Annotated in this window: 16 protein-coding genes; 12 read left to right on the forward strand and 4 right to left on the reverse strand. The window is 64.0% G+C overall.

The window, feature by feature from the left end:
- Positions 1-22 precede the first annotated feature (22 nt).
- On the forward strand, positions 23-1,036 hold the full coding sequence (locus tag RFM40_RS23070) for a polyprenyl synthetase family protein (RefSeq protein WP_320222364.1): 1,014 nt from the start codon (positions 23-25) through the stop codon (positions 1,034-1,036).
- Between the two features lie 21 nt (positions 1,037-1,057).
- On the opposite strand, the gene RFM40_RS23075 is transcribed toward RFM40_RS23070, so the two are convergent.
- A complete protein-coding gene (locus RFM40_RS23075; protein WP_320224186.1) occupies positions 1,058-2,491 on the reverse strand; it encodes an MFS transporter in 1,434 nt (477 codons plus the stop codon).
- 104 nt (positions 2,492-2,595) lie between these two features.
- On the opposite strand from RFM40_RS23075, the gene RFM40_RS23080 reads away from it, so the two are divergent.
- The 5 genes from RFM40_RS23080 (at position 2,596) to RFM40_RS23100 (ending at position 7,244) form a co-directional block, all read left to right on the forward strand.
- Positions 2,596-3,198 (forward strand): TetR/AcrR family transcriptional regulator, encoded by a 603-nt coding sequence (locus RFM40_RS23080; RefSeq protein ID WP_320224185.1) that lies wholly within the window; start codon positions 2,596-2,598, stop codon positions 3,196-3,198.
- A gap of 84 nt (positions 3,199-3,282) precedes the next feature.
- Positions 3,283-3,948, forward strand: a complete 666-nt coding sequence (locus RFM40_RS23085; RefSeq protein ID WP_320224184.1) for a GntR family transcriptional regulator — start codon at positions 3,283-3,285, stop codon at positions 3,946-3,948.
- 311 nt (positions 3,949-4,259) lie between these two features.
- On the forward strand, positions 4,260-4,868 hold the full coding sequence (locus tag RFM40_RS23090) for a biotin transporter BioY (RefSeq protein ID WP_320224183.1): 609 nt from the start codon (positions 4,260-4,262) through the stop codon (positions 4,866-4,868).
- Complete coding sequence (locus RFM40_RS23095) at positions 4,865-5,281, forward strand: DUF1284 domain-containing protein (RefSeq protein ID WP_320224182.1); 417 nt, start codon at positions 4,865-4,867, stop codon at positions 5,279-5,281. The genes RFM40_RS23090 and RFM40_RS23095 overlap by 4 nt, the downstream gene beginning before the upstream one ends.
- Before the next feature lie 184 nt (positions 5,282-5,465).
- A complete protein-coding gene (locus RFM40_RS23100) occupies positions 5,466-7,244 on the forward strand; it encodes a tetratricopeptide repeat protein (RefSeq protein WP_320224181.1) in 1,779 nt (592 codons plus the stop codon).
- 63 nt (positions 7,245-7,307) lie between these two features.
- Here RFM40_RS23100 and RFM40_RS23105 read toward each other — a convergent pair whose 3' ends face one another.
- On the reverse strand, positions 7,308-7,769 hold the full coding sequence (locus tag RFM40_RS23105; protein ID WP_320272848.1) for a GNAT family N-acetyltransferase: 462 nt from the start codon (positions 7,767-7,769) through the stop codon (positions 7,308-7,310).
- Positions 7,770-7,945: 176 nt separating this feature from the next.
- Between RFM40_RS23105 and RFM40_RS23110 the strand changes: the two genes are divergently transcribed.
- Positions 7,946-8,890, forward strand: coding sequence for a glycine--tRNA ligase subunit alpha (locus RFM40_RS23110; protein WP_320224179.1), 945 nt, complete (start codon positions 7,946-7,948; stop codon positions 8,888-8,890).
- On the opposite strand, the gene RFM40_RS23115 is transcribed toward RFM40_RS23110, so the two are convergent.
- Entirely contained in the window at positions 8,887-9,066 is a 180-nt protein-coding gene (locus RFM40_RS23115; protein WP_320224178.1) for a hypothetical protein, read from the reverse strand. The genes RFM40_RS23110 and RFM40_RS23115 overlap by 4 nt on opposite strands.
- A gap of 255 nt (positions 9,067-9,321) precedes the next feature.
- Here RFM40_RS23115 and glyS point away from each other — a divergent pair, with 255 nt between their 5' ends.
- Together glyS and RFM40_RS23125 are read left to right on the forward strand one after the other, a co-directional pair.
- Positions 9,322-11,475: a glycine--tRNA ligase subunit beta gene (glyS, locus tag RFM40_RS23120; RefSeq protein ID WP_320224177.1), complete on the forward strand. Its 2,154-nt coding sequence runs from the start codon at positions 9,322-9,324 to the stop codon at positions 11,473-11,475.
- Between the two features lie 220 nt (positions 11,476-11,695).
- Positions 11,696-12,034 (forward strand): ATPase, encoded by a 339-nt coding sequence (locus RFM40_RS23125; RefSeq protein WP_320224176.1) that lies wholly within the window; start codon positions 11,696-11,698, stop codon positions 12,032-12,034.
- 88 nt (positions 12,035-12,122) lie between these two features.
- Here RFM40_RS23125 and RFM40_RS23130 read toward each other — a convergent pair whose 3' ends face one another.
- Positions 12,123-12,632 (reverse strand): hypothetical protein, encoded by a 510-nt coding sequence (locus RFM40_RS23130; RefSeq protein ID WP_320224175.1) that lies wholly within the window; start codon positions 12,630-12,632, stop codon positions 12,123-12,125.
- A 389-nt stretch (positions 12,633-13,021) separates the two neighbouring features.
- Here RFM40_RS23130 and RFM40_RS23135 point away from each other — a divergent pair, with 389 nt between their 5' ends.
- From RFM40_RS23135 to RFM40_RS23145, 3 genes are all read left to right on the forward strand, one after another.
- Positions 13,022-13,984 carry an L-threonylcarbamoyladenylate synthase gene (locus tag RFM40_RS23135; protein ID WP_320224440.1) on the forward strand — a complete coding sequence of 321 codons (963 nt, stop codon included), beginning with the start codon at positions 13,022-13,024 and terminating at the stop codon, positions 13,982-13,984.
- A 79-nt stretch (positions 13,985-14,063) separates the two neighbouring features.
- The gene (locus tag RFM40_RS23140; protein WP_320224174.1) at positions 14,064-15,494 is read left to right on the forward strand and encodes an FAD-binding oxidoreductase; all 1,431 of its coding nucleotides are present in this window, start codon (positions 14,064-14,066) and stop codon (positions 15,492-15,494) included.
- A gap of 185 nt (positions 15,495-15,679) precedes the next feature.
- Entirely contained in the window at positions 15,680-16,246 is a 567-nt protein-coding gene (locus RFM40_RS23145; protein WP_320224173.1) for a DUF6101 family protein, read from the forward strand.
- Positions 16,247-16,321: the final 75 nt, after the last annotated feature.

Raw genomic sequence — 16,321 nt, forward strand, 5'->3', positions numbered from 1 at the left:
TCAATAGACGGGAGTGATCGTGGTGGGTGTCGTTCTGAATATCGAAGGCAAGCGGGAACCCGCTTCCATCAAGGATCTCATCGACCTGACGGCAGCCGACATGGGACGCGTCAACGAGCTGATCCTGTCCAAGGCCGGCTCCGACGTCGAGATGATCCCGGAGGTCGCCAACCACCTGATCTCGTCCGGCGGCAAGCGGCTGCGGCCGATGCTGACGCTCGCCGCCGCCCAGATGTTCGGCTATGCGGGCGAGGGCCACGTCAAGCTCGCGACCGCGGTCGAGTTCATGCACACCGCGACGCTGCTCCATGACGACGTCGTCGACGAGAGCGCGCTTCGCCGCGGCAAGAAGACGGCGCGCATGATCTGGGGCAACCAGGCAAGCGTGCTGGTCGGCGATTTCCTGCTCGGCCAGGCTTTTCGCATGATGGTTGAGGTCGGCTCGCTGGAGGCTTTGGACATCCTGTCGAGCGCCGCCTCCATCATCGCCGAGGGCGAGGTGATGCAGCTTGCCGCCGCCAAGAACCTGGAGACCACCGAGGACGAGCATTTCGCCGTCATAAAGGCCAAGACCGCCGCCTTGTTCTCGGCCGCCGCCGAGGTCGGCCCGGTGATCGCCCGGGCCTCCCGCACCGACCGCGTCGCGCTGCGTTCCTACGGCATGAATCTCGGCCTTGCCTTCCAGCTCATCGACGATGCGCTCGACTATGGCGGCTCCAGCCAGGACCTTGGCAAGAATGTCGGCGACGATTTTCGCGAGGGCAAGGTGACGCTGCCGGTGATCCTCGCCTATCGGCGCGGCACCAAGGCCGAGCGCACCTTCTGGAAGCGCGCCATTGAGGACAATGTCGCCGACGATGCCGGGCTCGAAAAGGCGATCGGCCTGATGACCCGCCACGGCGCCATCGCCGACACGATCGGCCGCGCCCGCCACTTCGGCGAGATCGCCCGCGACGCGCTGGCGCCGCTGGAGGCGACGCCGCAGAAGTCGGCGCTGATCGACGTCATCGATTTCTGCATCAGCCGCGTCAACTGAGCCGCCTCGCCCCGGTGCCGGCTACTTCGTTTTTGCCGGCAGGACCATTGCGGCAAGCAGACTGATCACGATGCCCGCGGCCGCGAGCCAGAAGGCAAGCTGTATACCCTCGGTTATGGCGGTTTTCAGCGCATCGCCCGTCGGCCCGTCAATGTAGCTGTTGGCGACCGCGATCAATGCCGCCATGCCGATCGCGTTGCCGATGTTGAGCGTCGTGCAGGCCATCCCCGAGGCAACGCCCTGTTCGTCATGCGCGACTCCCGAAGCGGCCGCAATCCACATCGCGGTCCAGACGATGCCCTGTCCAATGCCGGAGATGATCAGGCCGGGAACGATGGCGGCAAAACTGCTCTCCGCTGATGCGCCAAAAACCATCAGGACTGTGCCGGCTGCGCCGATGATCATGCCGGCGACCAGGGTCGAACGCGTGGAAAAGCGCGTCGCTAGGCGCTCACCGAGCTGGGTGCCGGTGGCGATGGCGATCGATGGCACGAGGAATGCCAGACCGGTCTGCAGGGCGGTGAAGCCATGCACGGTCTGCAACAGGACGGTGAGGAAATAAGGCAGGGCTCCGAACGTTCCCATGTAGAGAAAGGTGATCGTCATGCCGGCGACAAGACTGCGCTTGCGGAACAGCCGCAAGGGCATCAGAGGGTCGGTGCTCCTCGCCTCGAGCACGATGAAGACGATCAGGAACAGGGCTGCCAGCGCGGCGCTGGCAAGGATCGCCGGTGAGGTCCAGCCATAATCAGGTCCCTGGACAAGGGTGAAGACTAGCAGTGTGGCGCCGGCGGTGACGGTCAGTGCGCCGGGCAGGTCGAAATTGCGATGCGCGTGCCGCTTCGGATCACGCGGAATGATGGCAAAGGCTGCAACGATGGCGAGTCCCGCCAGCGCCACATTGACATAGAACACGGCCGGCCAGCCAAAGGCGCTGGTGAGGAAGCCCCCTGCCAGCGAGCCAAGTGTCAAGCCGCTAGCCCCTGCACCACCCCAGACCGCGAGCGCGCGGTTGCGCTCGCGGCCTTCGGCGAACAGGCGATTGATCAGCGACAATGTCGCCGGAAACAGGAAGGCCGCTCCGATGCCTTGCACGGCACGGGCGCCGATGATCACCGCCGGTGACCACGCAAAGCCGCCAATCAAGGACGAAAGCGCATAGAGCCAGAGCGCGAAGATGAAGACGCGGCGTTGGCCGACAAGGTCGGCGGCACGGCCGCCAAACAGCAGGAAGCCGCCGGTGAAGACGGTGTAGGCGCTCACCGCCCATTGCAGTGTCTGGCCGGAAAAGCCGAGGCCGGAGCCGATCTCCGGCAGTGCCACGAAGACGATGTTGAGGTCGAGCGCGATGATAAGCTGTGCGAAGGCGAGCAACGCCAGCGTGATGCCGCGTCTGGTGCCGGTCACTCCAGTCGCCACGACATTGAGTGGTGCGCCTTGGTCCAGTGTACTCATGTCAGTCTCCGGGTTCGCGATTCTTTATCGATCAACAAAGAATTGGGATTTGCAATCCGGAGTCAAGCGGATTATTTGTTGATCGATAAAAAATGGAGGGTCCTATGGCGGGCAGACCAAGGGAGTTCGATCGCGACAAGGCGCTGGAGAAGGCGCAGGACGCCTTCTGGACACGCGGTTATGAAGGGACTTCGATGGCCGATCTCGTCTCGGCGCTGGGCATCGCATCGGCGCGCATCTATGCGGCTTTCGGTTCGAAGGAGGATTTGTTTCGGGAAGCGGTCGGGCTCTACGAGGCCAATGAAGGCGGCTTCGCCACCCGTGCACTGGCCGAAGAGCCGACCGCCCGGCGCGTCATCGAACGAATGCTGCGCGAGGCGGTCGAGACCTATACGAGGCCCGGGCGGCCTCAGGGCTGCATGGTTGTATCGGCCGCCACCAATTGCGCCGTCGAGAATGATCGCGTGCTGGAGTGGCTGGCGCAGCACCGCCGCGCACGCACGGTGTCGATCGTCAAGCGGTTGAGTGAGGCTGTCCGGGATGGCGAGTTGAAGCCGGATGCGGATGCCGATGCGCTCGGCGACTACTACGCCACGCTCATGCACGGCCTGTCCGTGCAGGCACGCGATGGCGTGCCGAAAAAGCGCCTGCACGATCTCATTACCGTGGCCATGCAGGCGCTTGATGCAAGACTTGCAGGTCCCTGAACTTCACCGGCTTTTCGACAAGCAGTTGTAAAACCCGATCCCGCTATCTCGACAAACGGCCGCTCTGCAAATTATCTATAAAATATGACCAACACAGAGGACACGATCGCCGTCCGCATCAGCAAGGAACTGGCGGACCGCATCATTTCGGGCGTCATCGAGCCCGGATCGCGGCTGCGCCAGGACCATGTCGCGGAGGAATTCGGGACCAGCCACGTCCCGGTGCGCGAGGCTTTCCGCCGCCTCGAGGCGCAAGGCCTGGCGATCAGCGAGCCGCGCCGCGGCGTGCGCGTTGCCGCTTTCGACCTCGGCGAGGTCAGGGAAGTGGCCGAGATGCGCGCGGCGCTCGAGGTGCTGGCGCTGCGTCACGCCGCGCCGCATCTGACGCCGGCGATCCTCCATCAGGCCGAGGAAGCGACCAAGGCGGGCGACAAATCCCGCGACGTCCGTTCCTGGGAAGAGGCCAATCGTACCTTCCACCGCTTGATCTTGGCGCCCTGCAACATGCCGCGCCTGCTTTCCACCATCGACGATCTGCATGCCGCAAGCGCCCGCTTCCTGTTCGCGGCCTGGCGTTCCGAATGGGAAACCCGAACCGACCAGGATCACCGGGCAATTCTCAGCGCTCTCCGGCAAGGCAATACTGAATCGGCCGCCGCCACGCTTGGCCGGCATGTGCAATGGATCGGCCAGAAACCGGTCAAGACCGCCTCCGGCAGGACCCGCGACGCCTTCGCCATCGTCGGCTAACGCAGTTCCAGGAAAAGTGTGAAACGGTTTTCCGTCCGGAATTGCGTCAAAACAAAGAGATAGAGCGGTTCGCCGTTTCCGCGAAACGGTGAAACGCTCTAGAGAGAACGCAGATACAGCTGCGCTTCTGCGCTCCATCGAAGCCAAATGTCGGTTTTGGGCACCCTAACGACCCTTGAATGGCTCAGCCTCATCGCACGTCGATCTATGTTTCCGAGAGGGATCGCTTGCCATCTCTGCCAAAATATGGATTCGATAATAGATCGAATGCAGAAATTATCTATAATTTCAAACCAGCTAGGGACATCACCGTGACAAACATCGTCGTTTCGACCCGCAAGCCCTCCTTCAGCCCGCTAAGACTGGATAGTCGCTCCGTCGCCTGGAAGGCCGGCGCCGTCATTCTCGGCTCGCTGTTCCTGGCGCTGTCGTCCTATATCGAGGTGCCGATGGTGCCTGTGCCGGTGACCATGCAGACCTTCGCCGTGACGCTGGTCGGCGCGCTTTACGGCTGGCGGTTCGGCGCGCTCACCATCGCGGCATGGCTCGTCGAGGGCGCGGCCGGCTTCCCGGTTCTGGCGGGCGGCGCCGCCGGCGTGCAGCATTTCGTCGGTCCGACCGGCGGCTATCTCTTCTCCTTCCCGATCGTCGGCGCTGTCGTCGGCTGGCTGGCCGAGCGCGGCTGGAACGGCAATCGGGTAATGCTCGCCTTCGCCGCCATGCTCATCGGCAATCTTCTGTGCCTGGTTCTCGGCACGGCCTGGCTTGCCATCATGATCGGCGCCGAGAAGGCGATCACCTTCGGCTTCCTGCCCTTCATCGTCGGCGGCCTGCTGAAGTCGGCGCTCGGCGCCGCGACGCTGAAGCTCTTTTCCACCTATCGGGCCGAACCGCGCGAGCGCTCGTCCGGGACGCGATGACCGTCAGTCTGCGCGCCCATCATCTGCTCTGCCTGCTGACCTATGTCGGCAAGGGTTACTCGTACGCTTTCACCGCCAATTACGACAAGGTGGTGAGGCGGCTGGGCGAGGGCGAGGCGGTCCTGATTGTTTCCGGGCCGGACGACATCTGCGCCCCGATGCTCGACGAGCCCGAGCCCCACTGCTTGGGCGAGGGCGCGGCCGAGCGGGACGGGCTTGCCGCGCGCGATGTCGGCGCTCTCCTCGGCCGGCCGATCCAGGCCGGCGACCGGCTTATGCTGGATGCCTCCAGCCTGGCAAGGATGCGCAAGGCGTTTTCCTCCGGCCTGACGCGCCAGGCGTGCTCAGGCTGCGAATGGTCCGACCTGTGCAGCGCGGTTGCCGGCGGCGGATTTCACGACACGCGCCTTTAGGCAACCCCCTGTCGGTTGCGCCGGACTTTTTGCCCGCGCGGCATCGTTTTTTAAGCCGGATGATTGCATTGTGATTCGCGCCGGATTGAAGCCTGTCCCCAAAAAGGCCATGCTTTGTCTGGAAAAGGTCAAGTCTGTGGGCGGTCCGCCGAGGGCGGGATCCCGTCTGGCTGAAAGGGATAAGATGCAGCAAAGACGTGCGCGCTGGCTGACAAGGCTGGCATTTTTGACGGGTGTGGCGCTTTCGGTGCTGCCTGCCCATGCCAAGGAAAACGCCCAACCGATCCAGATCAGGTCCTTCTCGGGCGCCTATCTCGCTGCCCACATCGCCGAAAGCGACAACGATCTCGACAATGCCATCGCCTACTACAAGCAGGCGCTGGCCTTTGCCCCCAACGACACCGAACTGCAGCAGAGCCTGATGCTGGCGCTGGTCGCGCAAGGCCGCTTCGAGGAATCGCTGGTCTATGCCGACAAGCTCAAGGAAGTGCCTGATGTCGAGCGCTTCTCGCGCCTGGCGCTTGCCGTCGATTCCTTTCACAAGAAGGACTACGCCAAGGCCCAGTACTGGCTGAAGCTCTCGCTCGAATCCGATCTCGACCGGCTGCTCTCCGGCGTCATGGACGGCTGGGCCAAGGAAGGCGCGGGCGATGCCTCCGAGGCCATGGCTTCGATCGACAAGCTCAAGGGGCCGGACTGGTTCGGCCTGTTCAAGTCCTACCACCGAGCGCTGATCGCCGACGCCGCCGGCCTCACCGACAAGGCCGATGAAATCTACGCCGCCACTCTGGCCGATACCGCCGCAGGCAGCTCCGCGCCCGAGACATGGATGCGCAACGCCCAGGCCTATGCCTCCTTCCTCGCCCGCAAGGGCGACAAGTCGAAGGCGCTTGCCGTGCTCAACCAGGCCGAAGCCTTCGCGCCGGGCAAGCTGGAAATCACCACGCTGCGCGACCGGATCAACAAGGGCGACAAGATCGAGCCCCTGGTCGCCACTCCGGCGGACGGCGCCTCGGAAATCCTGCTCGACCTCGCCACCGCGCTCAATCGTGGCGGCGGCGAGCCTTTCGTCCGGCTCTATCTGCAATATGCGCTGGCGCTGAAGCCGGACAGCGACGCCGCCCTCGTGCAGCTTGCCGCCGTCGCCGAGCAGCTGAAGGACGGTGAAGGCGCGATCGCGCTCTATCGCCGCATTCCGAACGCCTCGCCATTGAAAGAGCTTTCGGAGCTGCAGCTTGGCCTGAACCTTGCCGACATCGACCGCCACGATGAAGCCATCGCGCACCTCAAGGGCTATGTCGATGCGCATCCGACCGACATGCGCGGCTATCTGGCGCTCGGCGGCGTCTACTCCTCCAAGGAGGATTTCCGTTCGGCCGCCAATCTCTACGACAAGGCCGTCGCGGAGCTAAAGACGCCGACCGCCGCCAACTGGAACATCTTCTACCAGCGCGGCATCGCGTATGAGCGGGTAAAGGAATGGCCGAAGGCCGAGCCCAATTTCCGCAAGGCGCTGGAGCTGCAGCCCGAGCAGCCTCAGGTTCTGAATTATCTCGGCTATTCCTGGGTCGACATGAACATGAACCTCAAGGAAGGCCTGGCGATGATCCAGAAGGCCGTGGATCTGCGGCCGAGCGACGGCTACATCGTCGATTCGCTGGGCTGGGCCTACTACCGCCTCGGCCGCTACGACGACGCCGTGCGCGAAATGGAGCGCGCCGTGTCGCTGAAGCCGGAAGATCCGGTCCTCAACGATCATCTGGGCGATGCCTACTGGCGCGTCGGCCGCAAGCTGGAAGCGACCTTCCAGTGGACCCAGGCGCGCGACCTGAAGCCGGACCCGGACGTGCTTGCCACCCTGCAGCAGAAGCTGCTCAAGGGCCTGCCGCCGATCGAATCCAACACGGCGCAGGAAACCCCGAAGGTGAAGCCGGTCCCGCCGACAGCGCCGCCGAAGGGCTGAGATTTCGCAATCATCCATTTTTTTGCGGGGCCCGAGGGCCCCGCAATTCTTTCAGCAGCTCTGTCAGAACAGCTTTCGGTAGACGACGAACCCCGAGCGCTCGCCGATCTTGTCGTAGAGCTGCATGGCGGTGTGGTTGGTTTCGTGCGTCAGCCAGTAGACGCGGCCCGCGCCCGCAGCCCTGGCGCGCTCATAGACGCCTTCGATAAGCGCCCTGCCGACGCCCTGGCCACGCGCGGCCTCCGATGTGAAAAGGTCCTGCAGGTAGCAGTTGGGCGCGATCGCCGTGGTCGAGCGATGATAGAGATAGTGGACGAGGCCGAGAAGCCTGCCGTCGCGCTCGGCCACCAGCGCATGCACCGGCTCATAGGCATCGAAGAAGCGCGACCAGGTCATCCCGGTGATCTCGCCGGCAAGGGCTGTCGCGCCCGAACGGCCGTAGAAGGCGTTGTAGCCGTCCCAGAGCGGCAGCCACTGTTCGTAGTCCTGCCGGGTGACGGGACGGACGGTGAGTTGACCGGGCATGGCGGGACCTTTGTCGTTGCGGCTTATCCGAGCAAACGGCGAGCGCGATCGCCCGGCAATGGGCCAGCCGGCCGCAAAGCGTTCAACCTCTCGGAGCTGTGGCGCAAGGCGCTGCCTTGACGCTCGCCGGCCCGGCAACTAGGGAATGCCCAATCCCAGCGCTTTCCGAGGCCGCCGTGACCATCGAGATTCCTGCCCACATGCATCCCAGCCGCTCCTTCCAGGGGCTGATCCTGACCCTGCACAATTACTGGGCGGCTTATGGCTGCGTCATTCTGCAGCCCTACGACATGGAGGTCGGCGCCGGCACCTTCCATCCGGCGACCACCTTGCGCGCGCTCGGTCCGCGTCGCTGGAACGCGGCTTACGTGCAGCCGTCGCGGCGCCCGAAGGACGGCCGTTATGGCGAGAACCCGAACCGTCTGCAGCATTACTATCAATACCAGGTGATCCTGAAGCCGAACCCGCCGAACCTGCAGGAGCTTTATCTCGGCTCGCTCGAGGCGATCGGCGTCGATCCGCTGCTGCATGACATCCGCTTCGTCGAGGACGACTGGGAAAGCCCGACGCTCGGCGCCTGGGGCCTCGGCTGGGAGTGCTGGTGCGACGGCATGGAGGTCTCGCAGTTCACCTATTTCCAGCAGGTCTGCGGCATCGAATGCGCGCCGGTGGCGGGCGAGCTCACTTACGGGCTCGAGCGCCTCGCCATGTATGTGCAGGGCGTCGACAATGTCTACGATTTGAACTTCAACGGCCGCGAGGGCGCCGAGAAGGTCACCTATGGCGACGTCTTCCTGCAGGCCGAGCAGGAATATTCGCGCCACAATTTCGAATTCGCCAACACGGCGATGCTGCTTCGGCATTTCGAGGATGCCGAGGACGAGTGCAAGGCGCTGCTCAACGCCGGTGTGCCGGCGTCGAACGACAATCTGGCGGCGCACCGTATGGTCTTCCCGGCCTATGACCAGTGCATCAAGGCAAGCCACGTCTTCAACCTGCTCGACGCGCGCGGCGTGATCTCCGTCACCGAGCGCCAGAGCTACATCCTGCGCGTGCGCAACCTGGCCAAGGCTTGCGGGGAGGCGTTCCTGAAGACGAAGGCGGGCGGCCTGGCGGCTTAGCTCAAAACAACTTTTGCGATCTCAACGGTTGCGACCGGCAAAGCACTTTGGCTGATGGCGCCATCGATGGTGCGCAGCGCCTGTCTCACCCCTGGCATCGTGATCGTGCCATGCGCCTGGGCGGCGAAGCAGGCGCTCAGCGCCAGGATCTGCAGGGTTCTCGATGCCGTCTTCATCGTCGTTCAGCCAATAGTTCTCTGCCTGAGCGTGGGTCGCTTCAGCGCTGCGTTCGGTTCATGGGAATTTCTGCTCCAAGGACGGACGGGTATGACCCGTCCCGACAGCCGGCTGAAAAATTTCCGGAAATCGATCGAAGAGGCGATCTGCCTGCGGGGTGACAGCGGCCAGTCGAGTTGCTATTTCCCGCGCATTCGTGACACCGGCGCTACGCGCCGACCCTCCCCATGATGGGGAGGGTAGGGAGCCAACCTATGCCCGACTTGCTTCTCGAACTTCGCTCCGAGGAAATCCCCGCGCGCATGCAGCGCAAGGCTGCCGGCGATCTTCGCAAGATGCTTACCGACGGCCTGGTCGAAGCGGGTTTGACCTATGAGGCGGCGCGCGAATACTGGACGCCGCGGCGCCTGGCGCTCGACATCCGCGGGCTGACCGCGCGCTCCAAGGATATTCGCGAGGAGATCAAGGGTCCCTCGACCACGGCGCCCGAGCAGGCGGTGCAGGGATTCCTGCGCAAGGCCGGCCTTTCATCGATCGCCGAGGCGCATGTTCATTCCGATCCGAAGAAAGGCGACTTCTACGTCGCCCATATCTCGAAGCCGGGCAGGGCGGCGGAAGAAATCATTGCCGAACTGGTGCCGGGCATCATCAAAAACTTTCCCTGGCCGAAGTCGATGCGCTGGGGACCGGCCTCGGCCAAGCCCGGCTCGCTGCGCTGGGTGCGGCCGCTGCAGTCGATCGTCTGCACCTTCGGCCCGGAGACCGAGGAGCCGGTGGTGGTCGATTTCGAGATCGACGGCATTCGCTCCGGCAACGTCACCTACGGCCACCGCTTCCACGCGCCAGGCCCGATCACCGTGCGCCGCTTCGACGACTACACGGCCAAGCTCGAGGCGGCCAAGGTCGTGCTCGATGCCGACCGGCGCAAGGAGATCATCCTCGCCGACGCCCGCAACATCGCCTTTGCCAATGGCCTCGACCTCGTCGAGGACGAAGGCCTGCTCGAAGAAGTCTCCGGCCTGGTCGAATGGCCGGTCGTGCTGTTGGGCGAGTTCGAACAGGATTTCCTCACCATTCCGGCCGAGGTCATCCGCCTCACCATCCGCGCCAACCAGAAGTGCTTTGTCACCCGGCCGCATGGCGCGGCCGAGGACCTCTCCAACCGCTTCGTCCTGGTCGCAAACATCGAGGCGTCGGATGGCGGTAAGGAAATCGCATACGGCAACGGCAAGGTGGTGCGGGCTCGCCTTTCCGACGCGCTCTATTTCTGGAAGACCGACCAGGGCGACCTGCCGGACCTCGACCAGCTCGTGGAATCGGCTGCAAACTTCGATCTGAACCTGAAGAAGCCGCTCGATCAGCGCATGGCGCGGCTCGATCATCTCAATGTCACCTTCCATGCCAAGCTTGGCACGCAGGGCGGAAGGGTCGCGCGCATCAAGCGCCTGGCCGAGGAACTGGCGCCGGTCGTCGGCGCCGATCCCGCGCTCGTCACCCGCGCCGCGGTGCTCGCCAAGGCCGATCTGCAGACCGAAGTGGTCGGCGAGTTCCCGGAGCTGCAGGGCGCCATGGGCCGCAAATATGCACTGCTGCAGGGCGAGCATCCGTCCGTGGCAGCTGCCGCCGAGGAGCACTACAAGCCGCAAGGCCCGTCCGACCGGGTGCCGACCGACCCGGTGTCGGTTGCCGTCGCGCTCGCCGACAAGCTCGACACGCTCACCGGCTTCTGGGCGATTGACGAGAAGCCAACTGGCAGCAAGGACCCGTTCGCGCTCCGGCGGGCGGCGCTTGGCGTGGTCAGGATTTTGGTCGAGAACCGCATTCGCCTGGGGCTGACCTCGATCTTCGCCAAGGCTTTTGCTAATTTCGCCGGCGGGGCCGGCCAGATCTCGGATCTGCTCGCCTTCTTCCACGACCGTCTGAAAGTCTATCTCCGCGACCAGGGCGCACGTTACGATCTGATCGATGCCGTCATCACGCCGCGGTCCGACGACCTTCTGCAGATCGTTCGCCGCGTCGAGGCGCTGGGCTCCTTGCTCGACACCGAGAATGGCAAGAACCTGCTCGCCGGCACCAAGCGCGCCGCTAACATCCTGGCCGCCGAGGAAAAGAAGAAAACGCTGGTCGCCGAAACTGTTGAGCCGGCGCTGTTCCGCGAAGACGCGGAAAAGAAGCTGTTTGTTGCGGTGAATCAGGCCGAGAAGGAAGCCGGCCAAGCGATTCAAAACGAAGATTTTTCCACCGCCATGCTGACGCTTAGCGTGTTGCGTGAGCCGGTTGATTCATTCTTTGAAGGCGTTCTCGTGAATGATGAGGACCAGGCGGTGCGCGCCAACCGCCTGGCGCTGCTCGCCCGCATCCGCGCCGCCACCGACCAGGTCGCCGATTTTTCAAAAATCGTCGGCTGACGACGCAAAAATCGCAAGCTCCGAAGCTGCCTGCGCCTCATAAGACGCGGGCGTGCTTCGACAATTTCATGGCCCAAATTTAATGCGCCGGAGCCGGCTTACAGTCATATGGCGATGACCTCCACGTGGGAGAACCAATGCATGTCGCCCAGAAGTGTGCAGCGGTTCTGGGACAACGACATGCATCAAGCAAAAGAGTCCCTAACCACGGAGGCATGCCATGAATTCCGTTCACGATATCGAATTGACTGAAGAAACCTCGGCCGCCGCCGAGGCCATCGAAACCGCTTCCGACAACATCCTCGACCATGCCGCCGCCGCGGCGATCGAAGCCGCCGAACCGTCTGAAGACGACGAGGAAGAGGCCGAAGAAGCCGACGGCGACGACGAAGACGCCGATGAGGAAGACACTGCCTCGGACGAACACGAGGATGGCGAGGACGGCGACGAAGACGAAGATGATCAAGACGCCGACGAAGCCAAGGCATCGGCCGACGACAAGGATGAAGACGGCGAGGACGACGAGTCCGACGATGACGACAAGGAAGAAGCGGCCTGAGCCGTTTTTCGCCGCTTGAAGAGAAAGAGGGGCGACGCGGCAGGCGTCGCCCCTTTTCTGTCAGTCCTCACGCCGCTGCGGCGGTAGCCTACATTGCCTTGCTGAAGCGCGGCAATATCGGGGCTTCTTGCGGTTGAGCTTGTGGCTGAGCTTGCGGCTGCGCCTGGTCGTCCGACGCATCCGCCGTCGCGGCGGCCTTGTTGTCGGTCGCTTTGGCGTCGCCGTTGGGGGCAGCCGCGGCTGTGCCGTCGGGAGGTGTGGCCGCAGCAGGCGCGGTGCCGTTTGCCGGTGTCGCGGCCGCGGGCGCGGTGGACTTGGCCGAGGCGGTCGCCGCTGGCGTCGCGGGGGCACCGCCGACGATGCCGCCGCGAATGATCATCGGCGCCTGCGCGTGTCTCTGCCCCGATTTCTCCGGGATCGCGGCCACCTTCTCATCGGTGACGGCTGGCACCGGTTCGCCGAGCGCCACCACGGATGGCGTGGAAGCCGCGGAGACCCTGCCTGGCTCGATCGCGGCCGGCCTGACTACGGATGGCGTCGATGTCGAAACGCCAAGCACCACGATGGACGAAGCCTGCGCCAGACCGGCCGTCGCCAAAAGGCCGATACCGACCGCTGCTAGAGCAATTCCAGGAAAAGTGCGTAGCGGTTTTCCGTCTGGAATTGCGTAAAAACAAAGAGATAGAGCGGTTTGGCGTTTCCGTGAAACGGTGAACCGCTCTAAAGCAATTCCAGGAAATGTGTGTAACGGTTGGGCTCGACGACTTCGCCGTAGCCTTCCATACGGAATTGCGTCATAGCAAAGCATACGCATCACGATAACTCCCCGTGCCCAACAACCGGAAATCCGCAGCCTAGTGATGGCGAATTGATGCCGGCTTGCGTCGAAACTTAACATTTTAGGGATTGATAAATCGCCAATACCCGCCCTTGCCCCTCGTTCCATGCCGTATTACGGGACCCGCGTGTTCAGGAACGGTGGTGAATTTGGCTGAGATACTTGCCGTCGGCGAGGCAATGGAGCGGGCGCTGGCGCTGCTCGAATGCGGCGATGTCGTCGCCATCCCGACCGAGACCGTCTACGGGCTGGCGGGCGACGCCACCAACGGCGTTGCCGTGGCGCGTATCTTCGAGGCCAAAGGCCGCCCGCGCTTCAACCCGCTGATCGCCCATGTCGCCGACCTCGCCATGGCAGGCCGCATGGCCGACTTCGATCCGCTGTCGACAAGGCTGGCCGAGGCCTTCTGGCCCGGTCCGCTGACGCTGGTGCTGCCGCAGCGCGCGGAAAGCGGCATCCATCCGCTGGTCACTGCGGGGCTGGACACCATCGCGCTGCGCATGCCGAGAGGCTTCGGCGGCGAGCTGATCGCGAGGCTCGGCCGGCCGCTGGCCGCCCCCAGCGCCAATTCCTCCGGCAGGCTCAGCGCCACGACGGCCGAAGCCGTGGCAGTCGATCTCGGCGACAGGATCAAGCTGGTGGTCGATGGCGGCGCGACGCCGGTCGGTCTGGAATCGACTATCATCAAGATCGAGGACGGCAAGCTGAGGCTGCTCAGGCCCGGCGGCATTGCCGCCCATGAGATCGAAGCTGTTGCCGGCGTAAAGATGATGCGCGGCGCCGCCGGCATCCAAGCGCCCGGCATGCTCGCCTCGCATTACGCGCCGGGCGCAGCGATGCGGCTCAACGTCGGCAAGATCGCCAGCGGCGAGGCGCTGCTCGCCTTTGGCCGCGATCGCGCCGAAGGCTGGCGGGATGCGGTAGCGATGCGCAATCTTTCCGAGGCGGGCGATCTGCGCGAGGCGGCGACCAATCTCTTCGCCTATATGCAGGCGCTCGACCGCAGCGGCGCAGCCGTCATCGCCGTCGAGCCTATTCCGTTTGACGGGCTGGGCGAGGCAATCAACGACCGGCTCGTCCGCGCCGCCGCCCCGCGTGACAAGATCGCCTGAGCCTATCTCTTTGTTTTGACGCAATTCCGGGCGGAAAACCGCTTCACACTTTTCCTGGAATTGCTCTAGGTTTGGCCTCATGAACGACCAGCCCTTCGATCTCGATCCCGCCCTCATCGACCGCTTCGCGGCCATTGTCGGCGACAAATACGCGCTGCGCGATCAGCCCGATATCGCGCCCTACATCACCGAGCGGCGCGGCCTCTGGCATGGCCGGACATCGCTGGTGCTGAGGCCTGGCAGCGTCGAGGAAGTGAGCCGCATTATGCGTCTGGCGACCGAGACCGGAACGCCGGTCGTGCCGCAAAGCGGCAACACCGGCCTGGTCGGCGCCCAGGTGCCGGACAAGTCCGGCCGCGACATCGTGCTGTCGCTGTCGCGGCTGAACCGCATCCGCGAAATCGATGTGCTGTCGAACACGGTCACCGCCGAGGCCGGCGTCATCTTGCAGACGCTGCAGGAAGCGGCCGACGCCGCCGGCCGGCTGTTTCCGCTGTCGCTCGCCGCGCAAGGCTCTTGCCAGATCGGCGGCAATCTTTCTTCGAACGCCGGCGGCACCGGTGTGCTTGCCTATGGCAATGCGCGCGAGCTCTGCCTCGGCGTCGAGGTGGTGCTGCCAACGGGGGAAGTATTCGACGATCTGCGCAAGCTGAAGAAAGACAACACCGGCTATGATTTGAAGAACCTTTTCGTCGGCGCCGAGGGCACGCTTGGCGTCATCACCGCCGCGGTGCTCAAATTGTTTCCCAAGCCGAAGGGCAGGGAGGTTGCCTTCGCCGGCCTGTCTTCGGCTCAAGCGGCGCTTTCGCTGTTCACACTGGCCATGGACCGCGCTGGCGCGGCGCTCACCGCTTTCGAATTGATCGCCAGAAGGCCTTACGATTTCACGCTGAAGCATGGTCAAGGCATCACACGGCCGCTGGCCGACGACTGGCCGTGGTATGTCTTGATGCAGGTTTCTTCCGGCCGTTCCGAAGAAGACGGCAGGGCGCTGATCGAGGAAATTCTTTCGGCCGGTCTCGAGCAAGGCATCGTCGGCGATGCGGTGGTCGCCGCAAGCCTTGCCCAGGGCGATGCTTTCTGGAATTTCCGCGAGACGCTCCCCGAGTGCCAGAAGCCGGAGGGCGCTTCGATCAAGCACGACATTTCCGTGCCGATCGCCGCGATCCCGGACTTCATCGAGAAGGCAGCCAGCGCCGTCGCGTCCGTCAGCCCCGGCGCGCGCGTCGTCTGCTTCGGCCACATGGGCGACGGCAATTTGCACTATAATATTTCGCGCCCCGAAGGCGGCGACGACGAAGCGTTCCTCGGTCTCTACCGCCCGATGAACAACGCCGTGCACGAGGTCGTGCGCTCCTTCCACGGATCGATATCGGCCGAGCACGGCATCGGCCAGTTGAAGCGCGACGAGCTGATCGCCACCGCGCCGCCGATTGCGATCGACCTGATGCGCCGCGTCAAAGCGGCGTTCGATCCGGCCGGCATCATGAATCCCGGTAAGGTTATCTGATCCTTCCAACATCTGGTGGCTGGTCGCATTCCGATAACCATCGGCTCCGATCAGCAAAATTTAACCGACTTTCTTAAGCGCGGCGGTAAGAAGCGAGCGCTAATGTTTCTGCCCATAACGAGGCCGGAAAAACCGGCCCGGAGAGAACCGGAAAACGGCCCTCAGGAGAAACAGGAAGGCATTCGATGAACACTGGACTGAAGCCAGTCTGGGCGGGGCGCAACATGCGTCTCGACCCGTTTCGCCTGCCGCAAATGGTAAGCTATGCCACGCGCGACGACTATGGCGATGTCACCTTCACCATCGACCAGCGCGGCGCCGTCATCCGCCGTATGCTGGAGATGAGCGGCGTGCCGGCGATCATCGCGCTGCCCGCCAACGCGTTCCGCGGCGTTGCTGCCCGTGCCATGGAAGATCCGGACGGCAACGTCACGGTGACGCTGGAACTTCTGCACAATGATCCGATGCTGTCGGTGCCGCTGCTTGTCGCCGACGATCTCGACGATGTCGCCGCCGACTGGCGCGCCTGGGCCGACGCCTATCGCCTGCCGATGCTTCTGATCGAGGCCGACGGCATTGCCCGCACGCTGGAGGAATCGCTCGGCGCCGCCATCAAGGCGCTGCCGCCGCAGGAACGCCGCAAGGGCCGTGTCTCCAACATGCGCCGCCCGCGCTTCCTCGCCCGCCGCAGGGCCGGAAATCTCGGCCTGCGCCTCGTCATCGGCGGTGAGGAGATTATCGCGCGGGAGTAACTGGCTTCCCCTTCTCCCCTTGTGGGAGAAGGTGGATCGGCGCGCAGCGCCGAGACGGATGAGGGGTGTTCCAGC

Origin of the sequence: Mesorhizobium captivum (genome assembly GCF_033977165.1) — a bacterium.
GTDB lineage: Bacteria > Pseudomonadota > Alphaproteobacteria > Rhizobiales > Rhizobiaceae > Mesorhizobium > Mesorhizobium captivum.